The 21,145-nt window shown below is 67.3% G+C and carries 25 protein-coding genes; 17 read left to right on the top strand and 8 right to left on the bottom strand.

The window, feature by feature from the left end; translation table 11 throughout:
• Positions 1–24 precede the first annotated feature (24 nt).
• Complete coding sequence (locus B1818_RS21875) at positions 25–1,122, bottom strand: Rieske 2Fe-2S domain-containing protein (protein ID WP_078114002.1); 1,098 nt, start codon at positions 1,120–1,122, stop codon at positions 25–27.
• 64 nt (positions 1,123–1,186) lie between these two features.
• Positions 1,187–2,212 carry an alpha/beta fold hydrolase gene (locus B1818_RS21870; protein ID WP_065632439.1) on the bottom strand — a complete coding sequence of 342 codons (1,026 nt, stop codon included), beginning with the start codon at positions 2,210–2,212 and terminating at the stop codon, positions 1,187–1,189.
• A 392-nt stretch (positions 2,213–2,604) separates the two neighbouring features.
• On the opposite strand from B1818_RS21870, the gene B1818_RS21865 reads away from it, so the two are divergent.
• The 7 genes from B1818_RS21865 (at position 2,605) to B1818_RS21835 (ending at position 7,698) form a co-directional block, all read left to right on the top strand.
• The gene (locus B1818_RS21865; RefSeq protein ID WP_223258919.1) at positions 2,605–3,159 is read left to right on the top strand and encodes a TetR/AcrR family transcriptional regulator; all 555 of its coding nucleotides are present in this window, start codon (positions 2,605–2,607) and stop codon (positions 3,157–3,159) included.
• Between the two features lie 114 nt (positions 3,160–3,273).
• On the top strand, positions 3,274–3,816 hold the full coding sequence (locus B1818_RS21860; protein ID WP_139363076.1) for a hypothetical protein: 543 nt from the start codon (positions 3,274–3,276) through the stop codon (positions 3,814–3,816).
• A 4-nt stretch (positions 3,817–3,820) separates the two neighbouring features.
• On the top strand, positions 3,821–5,050 hold the full coding sequence (locus tag B1818_RS21855; RefSeq protein ID WP_078114000.1) for an Nramp family divalent metal transporter: 1,230 nt from the start codon (positions 3,821–3,823) through the stop codon (positions 5,048–5,050).
• Positions 5,047–5,418, top strand: coding sequence for a PRC-barrel domain-containing protein (locus B1818_RS21850; RefSeq protein WP_065632443.1), 372 nt, complete (start codon positions 5,047–5,049; stop codon positions 5,416–5,418). The genes B1818_RS21855 and B1818_RS21850 overlap by 4 nt, the downstream gene beginning before the upstream one ends.
• A complete protein-coding gene (locus B1818_RS21845) occupies positions 5,415–5,753 on the top strand; it encodes a PRC-barrel domain-containing protein (protein WP_065632444.1) in 339 nt (112 codons plus the stop codon). Before B1818_RS21850 ends, B1818_RS21845 begins: the two co-directional genes overlap by 4 nt.
• 160 nt (positions 5,754–5,913) lie before the next feature.
• Positions 5,914–7,254, top strand: coding sequence for a cytochrome P450 (locus B1818_RS21840; RefSeq protein ID WP_254859828.1), 1,341 nt, complete (start codon positions 5,914–5,916; stop codon positions 7,252–7,254).
• A gap of 162 nt (positions 7,255–7,416) precedes the next feature.
• Positions 7,417–7,698: a hypothetical protein gene (locus B1818_RS21835; RefSeq protein WP_065632445.1), complete on the top strand. Its 282-nt coding sequence runs from the start codon at positions 7,417–7,419 to the stop codon at positions 7,696–7,698.
• A gap of 6 nt (positions 7,699–7,704) precedes the next feature.
• On the opposite strand, the gene B1818_RS21830 is transcribed toward B1818_RS21835, so the two are convergent.
• Positions 7,705–8,427, bottom strand: coding sequence for a cutinase family protein (locus B1818_RS21830; protein WP_078114030.1), 723 nt, complete (start codon positions 8,425–8,427; stop codon positions 7,705–7,707).
• 173 nt (positions 8,428–8,600) lie between these two features.
• On the opposite strand from B1818_RS21830, the gene B1818_RS21825 reads away from it, so the two are divergent.
• From B1818_RS21825 to B1818_RS21815, 4 genes are all read left to right on the top strand, one after another.
• The gene (locus B1818_RS21825) at positions 8,601–9,326 is read left to right on the top strand and encodes a GAF and ANTAR domain-containing protein (RefSeq protein ID WP_137809529.1); all 726 of its coding nucleotides are present in this window, start codon (positions 8,601–8,603) and stop codon (positions 9,324–9,326) included.
• Positions 9,327–9,529: 203 nt separating this feature from the next.
• Positions 9,530–9,946, top strand: a complete 417-nt coding sequence (locus B1818_RS24585; protein WP_254859820.1) for a CPBP family intramembrane glutamic endopeptidase — start codon at positions 9,530–9,532, stop codon at positions 9,944–9,946.
• An 8-nt stretch (positions 9,947–9,954) separates the two neighbouring features.
• On the top strand, positions 9,955–10,173 hold the full coding sequence (locus B1818_RS24580) for a hypothetical protein (protein ID WP_254859818.1): 219 nt from the start codon (positions 9,955–9,957) through the stop codon (positions 10,171–10,173).
• Positions 10,174–10,247: 74 nt separating this feature from the next.
• A complete protein-coding gene (locus B1818_RS21815) occupies positions 10,248–10,649 on the top strand; it encodes an SRPBCC family protein (protein WP_139104721.1) in 402 nt (133 codons plus the stop codon).
• A 27-nt stretch (positions 10,650–10,676) separates the two neighbouring features.
• On the opposite strand, the gene B1818_RS21810 is transcribed toward B1818_RS21815, so the two are convergent.
• Positions 10,677–11,582 carry a chlorophyllase gene (locus tag B1818_RS21810; protein ID WP_078113998.1) on the bottom strand — a complete coding sequence of 302 codons (906 nt, stop codon included), beginning with the start codon at positions 11,580–11,582 and terminating at the stop codon, positions 10,677–10,679.
• Positions 11,583–11,680: 98 nt separating this feature from the next.
• On the opposite strand from B1818_RS21810, the gene B1818_RS21805 reads away from it, so the two are divergent.
• Genes B1818_RS21805 through B1818_RS21795 form a run of 3 tightly spaced genes read left to right on the top strand, consistent with a single transcriptional unit; the run spans position 11,681 to position 14,320 of the window.
• On the top strand, positions 11,681–12,274 hold the full coding sequence (locus tag B1818_RS21805; RefSeq protein WP_078113997.1) for a TetR/AcrR family transcriptional regulator: 594 nt from the start codon (positions 11,681–11,683) through the stop codon (positions 12,272–12,274).
• 58 nt (positions 12,275–12,332) lie between these two features.
• Positions 12,333–12,851 carry an alpha/beta fold hydrolase gene (locus B1818_RS21800; RefSeq protein ID WP_078113996.1) on the top strand — a complete coding sequence of 173 codons (519 nt, stop codon included), beginning with the start codon at positions 12,333–12,335 and terminating at the stop codon, positions 12,849–12,851.
• Entirely contained in the window at positions 12,848–14,320 is a 1,473-nt protein-coding gene (locus B1818_RS21795) for an MFS transporter (protein WP_078113995.1), read from the top strand. Before B1818_RS21800 ends, B1818_RS21795 begins: the two co-directional genes overlap by 4 nt.
• On the opposite strand, the gene B1818_RS21790 is transcribed toward B1818_RS21795, so the two are convergent.
• A complete protein-coding gene (locus B1818_RS21790; protein ID WP_058249658.1) occupies positions 14,317–14,736 on the bottom strand; it encodes a MauE/DoxX family redox-associated membrane protein in 420 nt (139 codons plus the stop codon). The genes B1818_RS21795 and B1818_RS21790 overlap by 4 nt on opposite strands.
• Positions 14,737–14,932: 196 nt before the next feature.
• Between B1818_RS21790 and B1818_RS21785 the strand changes: the two genes are divergently transcribed.
• Entirely contained in the window at positions 14,933–15,115 is a 183-nt protein-coding gene (locus tag B1818_RS21785; protein WP_078113994.1) for a hypothetical protein, read from the top strand.
• 61 nt (positions 15,116–15,176) lie between these two features.
• A complete protein-coding gene (locus B1818_RS21780; protein ID WP_078113993.1) occupies positions 15,177–15,782 on the top strand; it encodes a glyoxalase in 606 nt (201 codons plus the stop codon).
• A gap of 104 nt (positions 15,783–15,886) precedes the next feature.
• Here the strand turns inward: B1818_RS21780 and B1818_RS21775 are convergent, their stop codons facing one another.
• Together B1818_RS21775 and B1818_RS24050 are read right to left on the bottom strand one after the other, a co-directional pair.
• A complete protein-coding gene (locus tag B1818_RS21775) occupies positions 15,887–16,885 on the bottom strand; it encodes a serine/threonine-protein kinase (RefSeq protein ID WP_176455974.1) in 999 nt (332 codons plus the stop codon).
• Positions 16,882–17,334 (bottom strand): hypothetical protein, encoded by a 453-nt coding sequence (locus B1818_RS24050; protein ID WP_139363075.1) that lies wholly within the window; start codon positions 17,332–17,334, stop codon positions 16,882–16,884. The genes B1818_RS21775 and B1818_RS24050 overlap by 4 nt, the downstream gene beginning before the upstream one ends.
• Positions 17,335–17,735: 401 nt before the next feature.
• On the opposite strand from B1818_RS24050, the gene lon reads away from it, so the two are divergent.
• Positions 17,736–20,078, top strand: coding sequence for an endopeptidase La (gene lon, locus B1818_RS21770; protein ID WP_078113991.1), 2,343 nt, complete (start codon positions 17,736–17,738; stop codon positions 20,076–20,078).
• 80 nt (positions 20,079–20,158) lie between these two features.
• On the opposite strand, the gene B1818_RS21765 is transcribed toward lon, so the two are convergent.
• Positions 20,159–21,145, bottom strand: a 987-nt coding sequence (locus tag B1818_RS21765; protein WP_139363074.1) for an HNH endonuclease signature motif containing protein, incomplete at its 5' end; no start/stop codon positions are given.

The following is a 21,145-nucleotide window of genomic DNA, read 5'->3' as shown; positions in this document are numbered from 1 at the left end:
AGATCCTCTCGGGCTGAACGTATGTCAGGATTGCGTGGCGGCGCGTAGCGCCTCGAGCTCGGAACGGCGGATGCGGACGAAGTCATCGCCTTGTGGCAGCACCGCTCCACTCGACGACGACGGATCGGCATCGTCGGGCCCGCCGTCGGGGTAGAACTGTCGCGCCCACTTGCGAAGTGCCGTGAAGCCCTCGAACTCCTTGCGGGACAGTGCGGGTGGATCGGAGTAGCGCTGGTGTGCCCAGATGTCGATGTCAGCGGCGAACTGCTCGATGACGAGATCGGCCATGACGGTGCCGTAGCGGGTGATCTCGCCGGTCTCCTCGCCCGGTTTGCGGCCGATCCACACGGTGAACCGGACGTCGGAGGTGTGCTCGTCGACCGGGGTGACCGCCGGCATCGTGCGATTGTCGACCATGCCCCAGCTCTTCGTGACCGAACAGCCCAATCCGGCATTGATGGATTCGACTCCGCTGGTGGCGTTCTCGAGCGTCGCGCCCTCGTCGAAGGCGATCGTGAAGTCGACGTGGGACACCGGGCCGTCGAAGTCGTGCCGGGTGAACTCCGGCATGAACGGGGTCTTGTGGACGAACTTGAAGTGGGCGAAGTCGACGCCGTTCTCCATGATGTACTGCGGATGGATCTCGAGTCCCGGCCGGAACAGGGTGGCCGCGGGGACCGGCGGATAGTAGTCGGCCGCGGTGCTGTCGTCGCCGAAGTCACCGAAGATGTCGGGAACATCGAAATATGGAGGGCGACCGTCGGTGTCGTGCCAGATCCAGACGGCCTCGTTGCGTTCGAGGACGGGGTAGCTGCGGATGCGGCGTCCCCGGTTCGGGTGTTTCTCGTACGGGATGCACACGTTGCGCCCCTCGCGGTTCCACTCCCAGCCGTGGAACGGACACACCAGGTTCTCGCCCTCGACGTGGCCGCCGTGACCGAGATGGGCGCCGAGGTGCTCGCAGTAGGCATCGAATACGGACACCTGGCCCGACCGCGACCGCCAGGCGACCATCTCGCGCCCGAAGTACTTCGTCGTGTGGACCGCCCCGACCGGGATCTCCGAGCACCAGGCGACCTGGAACCAACCGGTGGGTGTCATCGACAGCGGCGTTCTCGCCATGCGGCAACCGTAGGTCCCGCGCGACGAGAATGCAAGAGGGCTCTATGAAAAAGGGCGTGCCTGGTCAGCTGGCGGTTTCGGCGAGCTCCGGACTCGGTGACGCGGAATGCATGACCCGATGGATCTCGGCCGTGAAGTCCTCGGCGGCCTCGATGTTCGACGCGTGACCGGTGTCGAGGACGACCAGGCGATCGAGGTAGCCGCGAACCGACAGGGCATGCGCGATGCGCTGGGTCATCGCGTGGGGGAGAAGGAGGTCGTGCCGCCCGCCGATGACCGTGGTCGGCACGGTTATGGCGTCGGCGCCGGCGGGTCCCATCGCCAACTGGAGAAGGGCCACGGCGGACTTCGCGCGGGAGCTGGGCGAGCACGAGCGGGTCATCGCGAGGACGAACGCGGCGTGATCGACGGTCGCCGATCGGCCGTTCAGGATGCGATGCCGGATGACGCTCCGCGTGAACCGATCTCCCGGGAACGGAACCGGTATGGACAGCGCCATCTGCAGCAGCCACAGCGGCGCCTTGATCGGGCCGTTGACGAGCGGCAGGACCCGGCTCTCGGTGGCGACCCCGCCCCAGGTGGTGTTGGCGAGAACCATTGCGGTGGCTCGTGACTCGGCCTGACCGCGATGCCGGTGAGCCCAGGCCTGCAGGGTGATGCCGCCCATGCTGTGCCCGACGAACACGGCTGTGGCTGCTTCCGGGAGCGTCTGGGAGACCACGGTGGACAGGTCATCGGCCAAGACGTCGGTGTCGAACGCGCGACGGCCCCAGGTGCTCTCGCCGTGGCCGCGCTGGTCGTAGGCGATGACGTGGTAGCGCTCGGCCATCGCATTGATCTGCGGATTCCAGTACTCGACACAACACGACCAACCATGCACGAGAACGAGTACGGGAGCGTCCGCGGGTCCGTGATGGACGACGCGCAGCCGCGCGCCGTCGTCGGTCACCGCCCATGAGGTCCGTTCGGGTTCGCGGCTGTTGAACAGCGTGTCCTTGTAGACGCGGTTGCGGAGTCGGCGACGCGCCTCGGCCGGCAGCAGGCCGGACAGGGCGTGGCGGGCGGCTCCGATGCCGGTCGCTGCATTCATGTCGTCCCCCTCGGGCCACCGGTGACTTGTGTCACATCGGCTGCACAACGATACAAACTCTTGCTGTCTGTATCTACCGCTTCGGGTAACGGTTTGTGCCAAATGTCGGGTTGTGTCCGAACGGGCCGGCTGCCTCGTCGGACGATGGTCGTCCGCACTTCGTCGCGATCGACCCGACGGACGGGTAGCCGAGCGAACGATCGCCAAACATCGCGCCGGTCAGCGCATTGCCGCTACGCCATGACCGCGGTCAGCAGCGGCTACGATCGGCAGCCATGGTTCCCGGCGAATCCCGCACCTCCGACGTCCGCGTGGACGACGGATCCCCCGACGGCGGTACGGGCAGCGTCACCCGGCGGGTGAACAGGCGCGGCCAGGCGACGCGCGAGGCGATGCTCGACGCCGCGCTCGCCTCGTTGGCCACCGGCGACCCCGCCTCCGTGTCGGGCAATCGGATCGCCAAGGACATCGGCGCGACGTGGGGCGCGGTCAAGTATCAATTCGACGACATCGACGGTCTGTGGGCGGCGGTGCTGCATCGGACCGCGGAGCACCGCGGCGACCTCCCGATGAGTGTGAAACCCGATGCGCCGCTGGCGGAGCGGGTCGCGGCCATCGTCGACCTCATGTACGACGGACTGACCGCGCCCGAATCCCGTGCGATCGAGACCCTGCGGGCGGCTCTGCCGCGCGATCCGGACGAGTTGCGTCGGATGTTTCCCAAGACCGCCGCCGAGTTCGCGTCGTGGGGGCCGTCGTGGATCGATTCGTGCCAGCGCGCTTTCGCCGACCTCGACGTCGATCCGGAGCGGGTACGTGAGGTCGCGGCGTTCCTGCCCGGGGCCATGCGGGGCCTGGTGTCGGAGAAGCAGCTCGGCACCTTCCAGGATCAGCAGTTGGCCCGACGTGGCCTGGCGAGGGCCATCGTCGCGCTGCTCGCGGGCTGAGGAACCGCCCCGACGGGCCGAAATCCGCGCTCGGGGGCATCGCCGACCAGTGGATTGCGCATGACCGGTGCCGGTTTCGCTCGCCGTCCCGCGGGCTATTCCACGAGGCGGCCTGTGGCGGACGCGGACCGCCTCGACGCCAGGACGCGACAGAAGGGGACGGTGATGCTGCTGCCGACCGGGCTGACGGCCGGATCGACCACGCTGCGCGCGGTTCTCGCGTGCGGACTGTGTCTGCTCCTCCTCGTCGGGTGCGCCCGGCAGCCCGGCGGCGTGACGGCCGAGCTGTCGCATTCGTCCGGCGACGTGGTGAGCTCGGTCGCCTCCGGTGAGGAGGGGCTGCGCCTGTGGGCCGAGGACCGCGCACCGCGACAGTATGTGCGCGTCCTCTTCGACGACCTCATCGAGCAGTCACTGTCCGCCTTCGGGGCGGTCGTCAACCTCGACATCGACAACGTGGCCGATGAACCGATGCGGGCGGGCGTCGAGGACGCCATGGGCGAGGCCACCCGGGTCCTCGTCGCGGCCCGCTCGGTGACGCTGCTCGACCGCGAGGACCCGCGGGTCGCGGAGTCGCTCGACGCGTTGACCAAGGTCGGCGAGCGGCTGCAGCGGATCGTCGACGACCCCCGTTCCGCAGCCGGCGGGAGGGGATGAACCGGTGAAGACGATCTTCGGCGTCGCGCTCGGCATCCTGACCGCCATCGGCGGCTTCCTCGACATCGGCGACATCGTCACCAACGCGGTGGTCGGCTCGCGATTCGGCTTCAGCCTGGTGTGGGTCGTCGTGGTCGGCGTCATCGGCATCTGTCTTTTCGCCGAGATGTCCGGGCGGGTCGCCGCGGTGAGCGGACGCAGTACCTTCGCGATCATCCGGGAACGACTCGGCCCGCGGATGGGTGCGGCCAACCTCGTCGCCTCGCTGTTCGTCACCGGACTCACCCTCACCGCCGAGATCGGCGGAATCGCACTGGCGCTGCAACTGGCCAGCGGGGTCGCGCCGCTGCTGTGGGTGCCGGTCGCCGCGTTCGGTGTGTGGATAATCCTGTGGCGGGCCAACTTCAAGATCATGGAGAACGTGACCGGCCTGCTCGGCCTGTGCCTGGCCGTGTTCGGCGTGGTCTTCTTCCTGTTGCAACCGCCCTGGGGTGAGGTGTGGAGTCAGATGACGGCGCCCTCGATCCCGTCACAGGAGTCGGTACCCACCTACTGGTACTACGCCATCGCGCTGTTCGGTGCGGCGATGACACCGTACGAGGTCTTCTTCTTCTCCTCGGGCGGTATCGAGGAGGGTTGGCGGCGTAAGGATCTCGCCCGAGAGCGATGGAATGTGCTGGTCGGATTCCCCCTCGGCGGCCTTGGTTCGATCGCGATAGCCGGCGCCGCAGCGCTCTACCTGATGCCCGCCGACATCTCGGTGGACTCGCTGTCGCAGGTCGTCTTACCCGTGGCGCAGGCCGGCGGACAGCTTGCGCTCGCCTTCGCGATCATCGGGCTGGTCGCGGCGACGACCGGCGCGGCCCTCGAGACGGCGCTGTCGACCGGCTACTCCATCGCCCAGTACGCCGGATGGCCCTGGGGCGCAGCCAAGAAGCCGTTCCAAGCGGCACGGTTCCACCTCGTGATCATCGTGTTCCTCCTCGGGGGAGTGCTGATCCTGCTGACCGGCGTCGATCCGATCATGGTCACCGAGTATTCGGTCGTGTTCTCCGCGGTCGCCCTGCCGTTGACCTATCTACCGATCCTCGTGGTGGCGAATGATCGAGAATACATGGGAGACAGAGTGAACGGGCGAGTGATGAACTTCTTCGGAACCATCTACCTGGGCATCATCGTGGTCGCCTCGGTGGCTGCGATACCACTGCTGATCGTGACGGGGGCGGGGCGGTGAGTGCGCGGGACGACGACCGCGGGTTGTCGCGCCGGGCCACGATCGATCTCCGACTCCATCTGCTGGACAGGCAGATCCATGATCGGGATGGGGTGCCGCTCGGCGTCGTCGACGACGTCGAGATCGAGATGCCGGAGGATGGTCCGCCGCGGGTCTCCGCCCTGCTCACCGGCCGCGCGCTCTTCTACCGACTCATCGGCGGCGGGCCGCACATCAGCGAACTCGACCGCATCCCCTTCGACCGCGTGCGCGACATCGATGTGCGCGTCGCGATCGACGACGCGCAGGAGGAACTCGAACTCGCGTGGCCGGAACGATGGTGCCGGGATCACATCGTCGCGCGCATCCCCGGGAGCGGGAAGCGATGATTGCCAGCGACCTGTTGAGCTGCACCGTCCGAGGATCGGACGGCGATCACGTCGGCCACGTGATCGACCTGCGCTTCGAGGTGGAGGACGACGCACTGAGGCTGGTCGGGTTGCTCGTCAACCGCCGGAATCGCGTGTCCTTCCTCGGGTACGAACGCCAGGGGGTCGTTCGGCCATGGGCGCTGAACCGGTTCTTCGCGTGGTTGCACCGCGGCACCGTGCTCATCCCATGGGACGACGTGGAGACCGTCGAGGACGGGACGGTCTACCTCCGGGACGGCTTCCATCGCCTCGACGCCTCGCTCGACACCGCCGGCGACCGCGGCTCGTCCTGAGAGTCCGGGACGCACAGACGACGGTTTGGTCAGCACGGTCGACGGGTAGACCGGGAGCAGCCGACGCCGCGGTCCGCCCGGCGTGAATCCGCTGTGGTGAGAAGAGTCGTCGCTGATGTCCCGGGGACCCGATGATGACGTGCAGGAAAGCGCAGGCCAAGTGACCACGACGCCGCGTCTGGCGCGAGCAGGACTCCTCGACACCGGCCGCATCCTGGCCGGTGTGCTCGCCCCGGTGATCGCCGAAGGTGTTGTGGCGCGGCGCAAGTCGATGGTCCGCCTCGGTGGGCGATGGGACACCCACGGTCGCGCGGCGCGGGTGCTGAACGGTCTGCGGTCCAGATACGACGCCGACGCGCTGGCCCTCACCTTCCCGCGTTCGATGGTGCTCGCGTTGCGACCTCCGGCGGTGACCGCGACCCTCGACGGCACGCCGGACCCGTTCACCCCGGCGTCGAAGGAGAAGGTCGCGGCCCTGTCGCGCTTCCAGCCGACGGGAGTGCTCATCTCGGACAACCGGCATCGCCGAGCCCGTCGTGAACTGAACGAACTGGCGCTGCAGACCTCCTCCGACGTGCATTCCCTGCACCGACGATGCGGACAGATCGTCGAATCCGAGATCGCGGAGCTGCTCGCGACCCTCGCCGACGGCCGTCTGACCTGGGACGCCTACGCCGTCGCGCACTGGCGCATGGTGCGCCGCTTCGTCTTCGGTGACGCGGCCCGCGACGACGAGAAGGTGACCGACCTGCTGACGGCGCTGCGTCGAGATGCCAACTGGGGCCCGGTCTTCCCGTACCGGACCACCACCTACACCAACTTCCGGCGGCGTCTCGACCACCTGGTGGCCGCCGCGCCCGACGACTCGCTCGCCGGGGTCACGAGGGACGCACTGGACAGTCCGGGCTCGCTGGACCCGACCGGCCAGATCCCGCACTGGCTGTTCGCATTCGACGCGGTCGCGGTGGCCGTCCACCGATCGCTCGCGCTGTTGGCCGCCCACCCCGCGACCGCTGCGGCGGCGCGGAGCGAGATCGCCGACGGGGATCCCGGCGAGGCGCGCCTGCTGCCGACACTCCGTGCGACCGTTTTGGAATCGCTTCGCTTGTGGCCGACGACCCTCGCCATCCTGCGCCAGGCGAGCAGGGATGTCCCGTGGGACGGCGGCGCGGTCTCCGAGGGTGCGACCACGATCGTGATCGCGGAGTTCTTCCAGCGCGACGACGACGCGATGGACTTCGCCCAGCGTTTCACCCCCGAGGCCTGGACCGACGGTCGAGCGCAGAGACTCGCCGGTGTCGTCCCCTTCAGCGACGGCCCGGGCGAATGCCCGGGACGCAACGTGGTCCTGATGTTCAGCACGGCGGTGCTGGCGGCGATCTGCCGGGATCACGAACTCGACGACAACGTGCTCGCGCCACGTGTGCGCGGCGGCGACGTCGAGATGCCACGCGCCTTCGACCATTTCGATCTCACCGTCTCGCTCCGAGCCGCGCCCTGACATCCCGGGTCACGCAGGGTTGACGAGAGCCTGTCCTGGGTATGAACAGCGCACCGATCAGCGGTTGACGTCGGACGCCCGGACGCCGAGACAAGGACAGGGCGGTCCACGGACCGCGATGCCCAATGGTGGGTTTCGGTGCGGCACGATAGGAGACGACCGATGGGGTCTCACTGCAGGACGACGCGCGATCACGACGAGATCCGAGAGTGGGCGACCACCCACCGGGGTGTGCCCGCCCGCGTTCGCGACATCCGGAGCGTCGGCGGAACAGGAATGCTCCGCATCGACTTCGACGGTGCGGTCGACGGCGACCTCGAGCACATCACCTGGGACGAGTGGTTCCAGAACTTCGAGCGCGCCGAACTGGCTCTCGTCTACGAAGCGGAGAAGTCCGACGCCAGCAGGACCTTCGCGAAAGTCGTGCCTGCGCCGGACTTCTGAACCGACTCAGACCCGCCGGGCCGCGTACCGGGCGCCCTCGAGCGTCATGCCGTTGACCGAGTAGAGCACGTGCAGGGCATTCGGGCCGCCGACCGGCGCGCCGTCGCAGATGGTGTCGCCGGGGATGCAGTAGCGAACGGTGCGGCTGCGGTACGGTGCGGCCACCTTGACCGGGGGAGCGCCGATGTCGTCGATGAAGCGATCCGACGGCGCGCCGTAGAGCACGATCGCGGCGACGTTGCGCGCCATGTTCGCCGGCAGCGGCGGCGGCACGAACCGGTCGTAGGCGGCGTACCGGGCGGGCAGGTCCAGCCCGGCGTGGACGGCGTAGCCGGCGACGACGGCGCCCTGGGAGTAGCCGCCGAGGACGACCTTGGTGTCCGGGCACTTCGCGGCCAGGTACTTGATGCGGTTCTGGGTGGTGCGGACGCCGTCGGCCACCGTGCGCGCGAACTTCAGCCGGTTGTTGAACTGGTCGCTGGCCGGGTACTTGACGCCGTAGGCGCTGACGGACTTGCCCGGCAGCTGCGAGCGAACGGCCTCGACGAAGGAGATCCCGGTGAGGCCCAGCGGCGGAGAGGTCTCCACGGTTCCGCGTGCGAACACGACCTCGACGTCGGAGCACGATGGTGCGGCCTGCGCCGTGGGCGTGCCGACGGCCACCGCCCCCGTGATCGCCGCGATGACACAGAGGACGGAGACACTGAACCGTTTGATCACCAGGCCAATGGTAGAGATCACCTCGCGCGGGGATAAGGGCCTGATCGTCCCAAAGATTGAGCCGATCCAGGGCCATCCGAGAGTCGGTTCGGCACGAACAACCGGGTTGAACGTATGAGAGGTTTGTAGAATCACGGGGTTCGCCGGGCTGATCCGGCGCATCGAATCGAGGTTGAGTGCCGGTGGCAACAGACGTCCATTTCAAGATCGCCGAGCTGGCGCGGCAGATGCATGCCGTTCCCGAGTCCACGGAGGACACGTCGGCCGAGGTGCTGCCCTCGGTCACCGCCGGTGCCGTCGAGTACGTCCCCGGTGCGCAGTACGCCGGCGTTCTCGTGGTCGATCAGAAGAACAACTTCGACACGCTGGCGCCCACCGACCCGCTGATGAACCTGGCCGACCGAATCCAGAAGGAAACGGGTGAGGGTCCGTGCCTGCAAGCGGCCTGGGATCACCACACCGTGCTCGTGAACGACATCGCCCGCGACGAGCGATTCCCCGCCTTCTCCGCTCGCATCCTCGACGAGAGTCCGCTGCGGTCCAGCCTGTCGTTCAAGCTGTTCACCGACAAGGGGACCATCGGCGCGCTCAACATGTTCGCCGATACGCCCGACGCCTTCGGCGACGAGTCCCTGGAAGTCGGCCTGTTGTTCGCGACCCACGCCGCCCTGGCATTGCGTGCCGCGCGGCAGCAACAACACTTCCGTAGTGCGTTGGCCAGCCGGGACATCATCGGTCAGGCCAAGGGCATGATCATGTACCGCTTCCGCATCGATGCGGTCGCCGCCTTCGCTCTGCTCCGACGCCTGTCCCAGGACACCAACACGCCGCTGGCCAAGGTCGCCGAACAGCTCATCGAGAGGGAACTGGCCGAGCCCACCGACGGGAGCGCGGAGTCGCTCTCCTGACCGGGCAGATCGGCGTCGGGGGCTGCTAGATTCCCCGGGTGAACCTCGAGCAACTGGGGCCCGGAGCCCGTCGGCGTCTCGGCTATGCCTGATTCGCCGGAATCGTCGTCGTCTACCTGGCCATCATCCAGCTCGGGGGCCTGGCGATCGCGCGTCTCGCCGACGACAGCGAGCCGGTCGCCACCGCGGGCGTGGTCTTCGGGATGATCCTCCCGCTCGGGGCGGCGCTCGTGTTCACGATCCTCGTCATCGTCATCCTGGGATGGCAGAGGCCCGTGCTGCGCGACGACCGGCCTGTCCGGCGCTGGGTCTGGATCGTCCCGGCGGTTTTCGTCGTGGCCATCCTGGTCGGCATCGATTACAGCTCGCTGGCCCAGAAGGACCTCCTATTCATCCTGACCCTGTTGATCGCGACGCAGTTCGTCGGCTGGGGCGAGGAGGCGATGTTCCGGGGCATCGGTGTCACCACATTGCGCGATCACGGGCTCAGCGAGGGCAAGGTCGCCTTCTGGTCCAGTGCCGTGTTCGGAGCGGTGCATCTGACGAACGCGATCACCCACGGCGTGAGCGCGATTCGCAGGCCATCGCCGTCAGTTTCGCCGGATACTTCTTCTACCTGATCCGGCGGGTGTCGGGCGGCAACGTCCTCAACTCGGTGATCCACGGGCTCTTCGACTTCACGATCATCACCGGCACCGTCATCCTCGTCGACCAGACGGCGTATGTCGGTGCGTTCGCGCCGATCCTGGTCTACGTCGTGCTCGGCATCGTGCTGTTCCTGGCCCGCCATCACATCGAGCCGGTGGACACGTCCGCCACCACACCGACCGCTCCCCCCGCTGGTTGAGCCGGCTCCGAGCGTAGCGAGGCGCCGTGTCGAAGCCACTTGGTGACCACCGGCGCGGCGACTACGTTGGCCACATGCGCAGCCGGCACGTGAGTGTGGTCATCAACGCCGAACCCGCGAGGGTCTACGACTTCGCGGCCGAACCCGACAACCTGCCGCGGTGGGCCGCAGGGCTGGCGAAGTCGGAGGTGGTCCGGCGGGGTGACGAGTTGCTCGTGGAATCGCCGATGGGCACCGTCACCGTCCGCTTCGTCCCGCGCAACGCGCTCGGCGTCGTCGACCACGAGGTGGTGCTCCCCACCGGCGACACCGTGCTCAATCCGCTTCGGGTGTTGGCGCATCCAGAGGGCGCCGAAGTCGTGTTCACCATCCGGCAGCTGGCCATGTCCGACGACGAGTTCGACCGCGACACCGAGATGGTGGAAAAGGACCTCGCACAGCTGAAGTCGCTGCTGGAGACGGCCGGTTCGGCCTAGTGTCCGGCCGGGCCGACCCGGCCGGCGTCACTTTCGCTGCAGTGTGAAGTCCGCGGAGTCCGCGTGCCGCAACGCTTCCCACGCCGCCGAGCTGCTGCCGAGTGCGTCGAGCAGATAGGCGGCGACGGCGTCGGCGACCAGGCCGACCCGGTCCGCGTCCTCATCGGTCGTCTCGCGTACCGCCTCGCCGGCGATGCCGCCGAGAGTGTGTTCGCCGTCCGGAATCCACAGCAAGTCCGTCGCGCCGGGGGAGAGGTGGAAGGCGTCGGTCAGCCATTCCGGGCCACGCGTCGACAGGGCCGAGTCGTCCTTGCCGCCGGCGACGACGAGTGCCGGGGTGGACATCCTCGAGAAGTCCGGCCGCATGAACGGCAGGTGTTCGCGCGCATACTCGCTCAGGCTGTCGCCGGTCTCCGCCGTCGCGATCAGTGCGCCCGCTCGCACGGCGGGATGTGCGAGATCCGGGCCGACGTCTCCGTCCGGCCCGACCACACGCGCGCCGAGGAGCGTGCCGACGGTCTGGCCGCCCCACGAGTGGCCGGCCGCGGCGAGCAGGCCGATGTCGACGCGAGCGCGGAGGTCGCCACCGGCCGCGACGAGTATCTCGTCGAGGTGATCGATCACCGCGTGCGCGTCTTGCACTCGCGTACTCCAGATGGATGCGAACCGCGGGTCGTCGAACCCGATACCGTATCGCCGGGAATCGAGGTGCGTCGGCTGCACGACGACGAAACCCGAAGCGGCCCATCGATCGACAAGCGGTGCATAACCGTCCATCGACCAGGCGTTGCCGTGGGAGAACACGAGGACCGGGAGGTGCTCGCCGGTGACCGGGGCGGTGACCTTCACCGTCAGCGGGAACGGTCGGTCCGAGGTGGGGACGACGATGGGCTTGACGGCGACGATCTGACCGGCGAGCGATTCCGTGGACATGAGAGTTCCTTCGGGACGGGGAGCGGGACGCGATAACCTGGACGGAACGATGTTCCGCCAAACTAGCGGAACAATGTTCCGCGAGCAAGGGGTGAACGGTGTCCGCAGGACGAACCGCACGTCAAGTGCAGGCCGAACGGAGTCGCGCGGCCCTTCTCGAGGCGGCGGCCGCGGCCTTCGTCGACGCGGGCGTGCAGGCCCCGGTGCGCGACATCGCCGCGCGCGCCGGGGTCGGCGTCGGCACTGTGTACCGGCACTTCCCGACCCGGGCGGAACTGGTCACCGCGGTGTACCGGCATCAGGTCGACGAGTGTGCGGCACTGGCGGAACAGCTGCTGGCCGAACAGGTCCCGCCGCGCGCGGCGCTGTGCCGGTGGACGTCGGCGTTCACCGACTTCCTCGTCACCAAGCACGGCTTGAGCGACGCGCTCAGCTCCGACGATCCGAGCCTGGTCGATCTGCACGCGCTCATCTTCGACACCCTCGTGCCGGCATTCGCCTCGCTGCTCGAGCCGGCCCAGGCGACGGGAGAGGTCAGCGAGGACATCTGCGCGCTGACCTTCCTACGCGCGATCGGCAACCTGTGCATCATCGGACCCGGGTACACCGACGCCGACGCCAGGGCGATGGTCGGTCTGTTGCTGATCGGCTCCGGTGCATCGTCGGCAGGAGAGGAGGGCGCGGGGCGATGAGATCCGTCATACGTCGCGGTCAGCCTTCGAGAACGGAACGCGACTTCGAGGAGACCCAATGACGCACCGTCGGCTGTTCTTCATCCACGGCGCGGGCGGGTACGCCGACGACGGCCCGCTCGCCGAGGCGCTGGCCGCGGCACTCGACGCGTCGCTGGACATGCCTCGTTTCTCTGACGACGACATGTCGATCGAGGCGTGGGCCCGTCCGATCCGGGAGCGTCTCGAGGGGCTGGACGCCGACGATCACGTCGTCGCGCACTCGTTCGGGGCGACGGTGCTGATGCATGTTTTCGCCGACGCCGATGTCGCCTCGAGAAGTGCTGTGCTTCTTGCGATGCCGAACTGGGGACCGGACGGTTGGGATGTTCCGCAGTACGTGTTCCCCGGTACCGGCTCTCTGCTCCCTTCGTTCCACCATTGCGTCGACGACGACGTGGTGCCCGTTGAGCACCTGGACCTGAACGCGGCGTTCCTTCCGTCGGCGCCGCTGCATCGTCATCCGGTGGGCGGTCACCAGTTCGACGGGCTCGCCGACGTCGTCGCCGCCGAGCTCATCACCGCCGAGAACCGATGAGCGAGAACAGCGCGGCCGACGCCGACGCCCGAGGAGTGCCGGCCGCGTCGGCGGCGGGGCGGTGGCTGATCGTCGCCGCGGTGCTCGGTTCGGGTGTCGCCTTCATCGACGGCACCGTCGTCAACGTCGCACTGCCGGCCATCGCGCGCGACCTCGATACCGGTCTACGCGGTCAGCAGTGGGTACTCGACGGGTATCTGCTCACGCTGAGCGCGTTGTTGTTGATCGGTGGGGTCGCCGGCGACCGGTATGGGCGCCGGCTCGTCTTCGCCGGAGGTCTCGCCGTGTTCGCGGTGGCCACGGTCGCGTGCGGGCTGTCGCCGACCGTCGAACTCCTCGTCGCCGCACGGATCGTGCAGGGGATCGCCGCGGCCGCGGTCGTGCCGGGCAGTCTGGCGTTGATCAACGCCGAGATCCGGCCATCCGATCGGGGCGCCGCGGTCGGTCTGTGGGCCGGGATGTCCGGCGCGACCACGGCTCTGGGCCCGTTCCTCGGTGGCTGGCTCGTCGACGCGGCGTCGTGGCGGTGGACATTCCTGCTCAGTGTGCCGCTCGCCCTGGGAGCGTTGTGGATCGCGATCCGGCATGTCCCCGAATCGCGAGGCGCGCCGTCGAACGCCCGGCTGGACGTGGCGGGCGCCCTGGCGATGACCGTCGGGCTCGCGGGCGTCATCTACGCCCTGATCGAGGGGCCGTCGAACGGGTGGAACGGGGTAACGGTTGCGGCGGGGGTGGTCGGAGTCGTCGCGCTGGTGGGCTTCGTGGTGATCGAGTCGCGGGTGCCGGCGCCGCTGCTACCGCTGGGGCTGTTCCGGTCGTCGCAGTTCACCGGCGCCAATCTGACAACGCTGCTGGTCTATGCGGCGCTGGGCGGTGCGCTGTTCCTGCTGGCCCTGCAGTTGCAGCAGAGCCTCGGTTACTCGGCGTTCGAGGCCGGCGCGGCGATGTTCCCGAGCACGTTCATCATGCTGTTCGGGTCGCCGGTGGTCGGCAAGCTGGCGCAGCGGACCGGGCCACGGCTGCCGATGACGGTCGGCCCGCTCATCGCGGCCGGTGGTTTCGCGCTGATGTCCCGCGTCGAGCCGGGCTCGGGCTACGTCGACTCCGTGCTGCCCGGGGTGCTGCTGTTCGGCCTCGGCATGACGGTGACGGTCGCGCCGCTCACCTCAGCGGCGCTCGCCGCCGTCGACGACGCGCTCGCCGGTACCGCGTCGGGCGTGAACAACGCGGTGGCGCGGCTCGCGGGGTTGCTTGCGGTGGCGGTGCTGCCCGCCGTGGCGGGGATCGATGCGGGCCCCGGCGATCCGCTCGGCGACGGCTTCCGGACGGCCATGTACATCTGCGCGGCGTGCTGCGCGGTCGGCGGGCTGGTGGCGGCGTGCACGATCCGCTCGAGCACTGATGTGCGGCCGCAGGTCCGTGCGGGTGTGGACACCGCCTGTCAGGATGCGGCTACCCGGGCAGGTTAGGCCCGGCGTTCGCCCGTGCCGGCCGCGATGGCCCAGAGCACCAGGACGGGCTGGAAGAACAGTCGCGTCAGGCGCTTCTCGTCGGTGTCGAGTCCGAAGGCGTCGATGTGCTCGACGTACTGGTTGATGTTGCCGGGGAAGATGACCACGAAGAACGCGGCCACGATCCACGACACCACCTTGCGGTGGCGGGGCAGCGCGATCAACGCGGCGCCCAGGGCGATCTCGACGCCGCCGGAGGCCAGCACCACGAAGTCCTTGCTGAACGGCACCCAGTCGGGGACCTGTGCCTGGAACTCCTCGCGCTGGGCGGTGAGGTGGCCGACGCCGGCAATCACCAGCACCGCTCCCAGGGCGATCCGGGCGATGGCCCGGCCCAGCGGCTGACGAGTGGTGGTCGGCGTGACGATCGACATGTGGGCTCCTCGGGTGGGTGTCGGTTCGGTTCTACCGCACTTCGTGGCGGGCGGGGTTTCGGACGGTCAGCGCCGGAGAGTTCGGGTCGGGATGAGTCTTGATGACTATTTGTGGCACAGAAGTACTTACTTGTGATTGAGTGTTGTGACTGCGACCACAACGGTGTGGTCGCTCGTTGTATGCAGAGGACCGCCCATGACCCCCGATGTCGCACCCGCACACCGACTCTCCGTGTCCTGGCTGCAAGCTGTGCCGGGTGCGCTGCGCGGGGCGGCCGGTGTCGTCGTGACCACCGCGGCGTTCTTCGTCGCGGTCGCGGTTCTGGTGATCGCCCAGATCGTCGTCCTCGCTACCCGCGCCGCGGTCGACCTCACCTGAGGTTCGCGACCGGTCAGGAATCGAGAAGCGTCCGGCCGGGTCGGCGTCTTAGCGTCGAAGCATGACGAACATCAACGCACTCACACTCGACGTCACTGACATCGCTACAGCACAAGCGTTCTACGACAAGGCCTTCGGACTCGGCGACCGACTGCGGTTCCGCGCGGGAGACTCGCCGACCTCGGGTTTCCGCGGTTTCGTGGTCTCTCTCGTGGTCGCCGATCCGACGGTTGCCGACTCCTTCCTGCTGCCGGCGATCGAGGCCGGCGCCACGGTGCTCAAACCCGCCAAGAAGTCCTTCTGGGGATACGGCGGTGTCGTCCAGGCGCCCGACGGCGCGATCTGGAAGGTCGCCAGTTCGTCGAAGAAGCCGACCGGCGCGCCGGAGCGGGAGGTCGACGATCTGGTCCTGCTGCTCGGCGTCGACGACGTCGCGGCGACCAAGGGGTTCTATGTGAGCCGCGGATTCACCGTGGCCAAGAGCTTCGGCCGTAAGTATGTCGAGTTCGAGAGTGCCCCGAACTCGATCAAGCTGGCACTCTACGGCCGCAAGGCCGCGGCCAAGGATGCGGGTGTCCACCCGGACGGTTCGGGTTCCCACCGGCTGATGATCGGCGGCGACGCCGGCGAGCTGACCGATCCGGACGGCTTCGCGTGGGACGACTGAGGGTGTGAAAAGCGCAGTAACGCCTCCCCTGGAGGCGGACCTAGGAGCATCAGCCTGGCCGGTGAGCAGGTTGGTCGACACGTGCCTCGCAGTCAGATACGGGCTTATGAACCGGTTACCGCGATGCGTTGAAGCACCTCCTCGGCGTGTTGCAAGGCATCTTCGGCCGTGGCGTATTCGCCGATATCTGCTCGCAGAGTTCGAAACCCCCTCCCGGATACATCTCGGCGGACGTTGAACACGAAATCCCCAGATCGGTTCTTACGCTTTATTGTGGCCTCCCAGCGGGTTCCCGAGAGCTGGGTGCCTCGCCACTGAGGGGTGGCTTGGGGTGCTGGTGACCAACTAACCACTGGCCGGGCGTGTTCTAGGTCGTGACGAAAATCGCGTGCCGACGGGGTTCGTCTCGTCGGGTCTTTGTGTAACGCCTTCGTTACGGCTCTTCGCAGCGATTTATGAACGTATGGTTGCCAGTAATCGGTCTTTATATGATGTGCGTCGGGGTTGTCCATCTTGCCGCGGACGTGTCGATCGCCGTTCAGGAGGCGATAGGTTGTCGCGCCCAATCCGTACACGTCCCCTAAGGGGTCTGTAATGCTGCCCTGATCGCGAGACTCAGGCGGCAGGTGGGGAGTGTAGGGTATTGGGGTTTCTTCGATTTCTCCTGCGCGACAGGCCAAGCCGAAATCGCTGACTTTCGCCACGTATTTATCATCGAGGAGGAGGTTTGCAGGTTTGATATCCCGGTGGAGTAGTCCAACCGAGTGGATGTGCTCAACCCCTCGACACGCCGCCTCCACAATCAGCAGTGTGTCGAGCACGGGTGCCGGTTCTCGACCGTACTTGGCGGCCACACTGCCTTGCGGCAGGTATTCCATGCGGATCACCGGTACGTCCTCGATGAGGTCAGTTGAGAAGATCTCAACAACATTATTGTGCTTTCCAAGGCGCATTGCTTGGGCTTCGGCATGCTCTGTGACTAAAAAATTGTACTCCGCAAGGTACTTTACTGCACAATAGTCGCCGAGGCCTTTGTCGTATTCGAGATAAACCTTGCCGAAGTGTCCTTGCCCGAGCAGTCTTTCTCTCTCGAACTGTGTCACAGTTCCGAGGAGAGTTGAGACAGGCCAAGTGCGACGATCTCTCGGTGGGTTTTCGGTAGACCGTCGATGCAAGGGAATGTGTCCAAAAGTGCGTCCAGTTCGTCCTTCTTGACGTTGAACCGCTTAGCTAGAGAGACGCTTTTGATTGCCTGGGTTGGAATTCGCATTGATCCTAGGGTGGCTAGTATTACGCCGTCGACTTCGATTCGTTGACTAAGCGAGTCGCTGAAGGTCCCGCCACCGACCCTGAGGATCGCTGCGCGTGAGGGTGTGTGTAAACGTAGTAGTTCTTCAACCTCTCGGAAGATCCACGCTAGTTGAGCTTCACGCTCATCAACTGGCGCAGGCGACTTGCTGCGCTCGATGATTGTTGCATTAGCGCGATGGTCCCCCTCGAGGAGCGCCCAGTCGAACCCGCCCTTGTTCCCTTTGAAAGCAATCGCTTTCATCTGTCCTCAACTCTCGCGGTTTGTGGACGGTCCAGTGTCTCAGCTGCATTTCGGCCGATGGTTCAATACAGAGCCTGGGCGTCCGGTAGACGTGTCAGAGGTTATCGGACGTCAGGCGGTTCGGACGCCAGGCGTGCGGCAGCGTTGAGCATCTCGGGCGGTGGTCTCCATAGTTGCATCGCAAGTCACCCGTTACTGCTCTGTGCTTGAGTGTCGTTGCGGTTGGTCGCTGTCTGGGAGTCTGGAGATGGTACCGCTCGGGACACTGCGCAACCCTTGCATCAGCCTTGACCACTCTCGTGAACTGTCGGCCGCACCCCGTTCGCTCCTGGCATAAATCGCCCGGGAACAAGATTCCTGCCACCTTGGTTGAGTCGGTCAGACTTAACTCTGGAGGTTTCATGTCGCAGACATATTCACTGCCGGTTCTCTTCGTTCCCGACGTCGTCGTCCTGCCCGGCATGGTCGTGCCCATTCCGCTCGACGATGCCGCACAGGCCACGGTCGACGCCGCCCGGGCGAGCGAGACCGGGAAACTGCTGGTCGCCCCACGTCTGGACGACCGGTATCCGACCTACGGTGTCATCGCGTCGATCGTGCAGGTCGGCCGTATCCCGGGCGGCGGCATGGCAGCCGTCGTCAAGGGTGAGCAGCGCGCGCAGATCGGGACCGGGACACCCGGTCACGGTGCGGCGCTGTGGGTCGAGGTGACCGAGGTCGACGCCGTTGACGCCACCGACGAAGAACGTGAACTCGCCGGCGAGTACAAGAAGCTCGTGCTGGCGATGCTGCAGCGCCGCGAGGCATGGCAGCTCATCGACGCCGTCAACAAGATGTCCGATCCGGCGGATCTCGCCGACACCTCGGGCTATGCGTCGTGGCTGTCCGACGAACAGAAGCGTGAGCTGCTCGAGACGCCGGTGACCGCGGCGCGGTTGCGGCTGCTCATCGAGTGGACCGGCGATCATCTGGCCGAGTCCGAGGTGACCGAGAAGATCGCCGAGGACGTCCGCGCGGGCATGGACAAGCAGCAGAAGGAATTCCTGCTTCGCCAGCAGCTCGCCGCCATCCGCAAGGAGCTCGGCGAGGACGAACCCGAGGGCGCCGACGACTACCGCGGCCGCGTCGAGGAAGCCGACCTGCCCGAGAAGGTGCGCGAGGCCGCGCTCCGCGAGGTGGGCAAGCTCGAGCGTGCCAGCGACCAGTCGCCGGAGACCGGATGGATCCGCACCTGGCTCGACACCGTCCTCGACCTGCCGTGGAACACCCGGACCGAAGACTCGACCGACGTCAAGGGCGCGCGCGAGATCCTCGACGCCGACCACCACGGCCTCGACGACGTGAAGGACCGCATCGTCGAATATCTCGCGGTGCGTGCTCGTCGCGCCGAACGCGGCCTGCAGGTCGTCGGCGGACGCGGGTCGGGCGCCGTGATGGTGCTCGCCGGTCCTCCCGGGGTCGGCAAGACATCGCTCGGTGAGAGCGTCGCCCGGGCGCTGGGCCGCAAGTTCGTGCGCGTCGCCCTCGGCGGTGTGCGCGACGAGTCGGAGATCCGCGGCCACCGGCGTACCTACGTCGGCGCGCTGCCCGGCCGGATCGTACGGGCGATCGGTGAGGCGGGATCGATGAATCCCGTTGTGCTGCTGGACGAGATCGACAAGGTGGGCTCGGACTACCGGGGCGACCCGGCCGCCGCGCTGCTCGAGGTCCTCGACCCCGCGCAGAACCACACCTTCCGCGATCACTACCTCGATCTCGATCTCGACCTGTCCGATGTGCTGTTCCTCGCGACCGCCAACGTCATCGAGAACATCCCGTCGGCCCTGCTCGACCGTATGGAGCTGGTCACGCTCGACGGGTACACCGAGGACGACAAGGTCGCCATCGCCCGCGATTACCTGCTGCCCCGGCAGGCGGAGCGGGCGGCGCTGACACCCGACGAGGTGACCGTCACCGATGCGGCGCTGCGGGAGATCGCGGCCAACTACACCCGCGAACCCGGTGTGCGGCAGTTCGAACGGCTGCTGGCGAAGGCGCTTCGCAAGGCCGCGACCAACCTCGCGGTCGAATCGGGAGACGGGGGAACCGCGACGGCGCCCGTCATCATCGACGAGCCCGATCTGCGCGACTACCTGGGGCGTCCGCGCTTCACGCCGGAATCGGCGGAGCGGACGGCGGTCCCCGGTGTCGCAACCGGTCTCGCGGTCACGGGCATGGGCGGCGACGTCCTGTTCATCGAGGTGAACGCCACCGAGGGTGAGCCGGGTCTGAAGTTGACCGGCCAGCTCGGCGACGTGATGAAGGAGTCGGCGCAGATCGCACTGTCGTACGTGCGGGCGCACGCCGAGCAGCTCGGCGTCGACCCGAAAGCGCTCGACAAGACCATCCACGTGCACGTTCCGGCCGGGGCCGTGCCGAAGGACGGTCCGAGCGCCGGCGTCACCATGGTCACCGCGCTGGTGTCGATGGCGACGGGACGTCAGGTGCGCAGCGATGTCGGGATGACCGGCGAGGTCACGCTCAACGGGCGGGTCCTGCCGATCGGTGGGGTCAAGCAGAAACTGCTTGCCGCACAACGCAATGGGCTGAAGACCATCTTCATCCCGCAGCGCAACGAGCCCGACCTCGACGACGTGCCGGCCGAGGTGCTCGACGCCCTCGACGTGCGGCCGATGACCGATGTCGCCGAGATCGTCGCGCAGGCGCTGGAAGTCGCCGTCGACGCGCAGGTCTCCGCGGCCTGATCCCGCGCGCTGTAGCCCAGGCCCAGCCAACACCCCGGTGGTACGTGGACGATCACGTTCCGCCGGGGTGTTGGCGTCTGTCAGAAGGGTGGCGGGTCGTCGGGCGTGTCGGGTTGATGGCTGGCTGCCTCGGCTCGGGCAAGTCGATCCGCTTCGCGTTGTGCCTTGTTGCGGGCACGTTCTTCTCGCCGCTTCGCGTGTTTCGCGGCGGTGCGTTCGGTGATCGTGCGCGGTTGTCGGCCTTGCTGTTGTCTGCCTTGCCGTTCGGGCACGATGATCCGCGGTGTCGGTGGGGCTTTCGCGGCTTGTTCGAATCGGATGCGACGCAGGTTGGGGAAGAGGTCTTCGAGGGTTTCGGCCTCGCCGGGGATCACAAAGCCCTCGGGCGTGACGTATTCGGTGACCAGGCGGCCCTCGTCGTCGCGGTACTGCACATCGATCCAGTCACCGTGGGTCTTGTGCAGATGACCGGGACGGCATTTGGCGTTGAGGTTCTCACTCGAGGTCGCACCCCCGCGGGCGGGTCGGGCGTGGTCGTACTCGGCGACGTGATCGACGTCGCCGGTGAATGCCGAACGCGTGCAACCCGGCTCGGTGCAGTAGCCGTCGCGCACCCGCACGAACTCCGCGCACGCACTCGTCGGACGATACGGGTCACCAGGCAGGGCAGCCGGGTAGACCACCACCATCTCCGACGACGGCGGCTCCGTCGACGGTGTGGCCGAAGTCGGGGGCGTCGACGCGTCACCCGCGCCGCCGGCGTCGGTGTTGGTGTTGGTGTCGGCGTCATCTGTAGCCTGCTGTGGCGCGGCGATGTTCGCCGTCCGCGTGGGCTCGTCGTCGTATCCGCCCTCGCCGGCGACGACCTGCGACGGTGGTGTGCGGACCGGGGTGACCGGTCTGATGGTCGCGTCGGGCCGGGCGGCGAGGTCGCGCACATGCTCGTCGGAGATCACTCCGTGCCCGTCGACCCAGCCGGGTCCGGACCCGCCGGCCAGGGTGTCGGCGTCGGTCACCACGTGAATCACGATCTCGGTACTCGCCGCCGAACCTCCAGGATCGACAGG

Source organism: Gordonia sp. IITR100, from assembly GCF_002009645.1.
Lineage (GTDB): Bacteria > Actinomycetota > Actinomycetes > Mycobacteriales > Mycobacteriaceae > Gordonia > Gordonia hongkongensis.
This window is presented reverse-complemented; position numbering and strand designations above follow the sequence as displayed.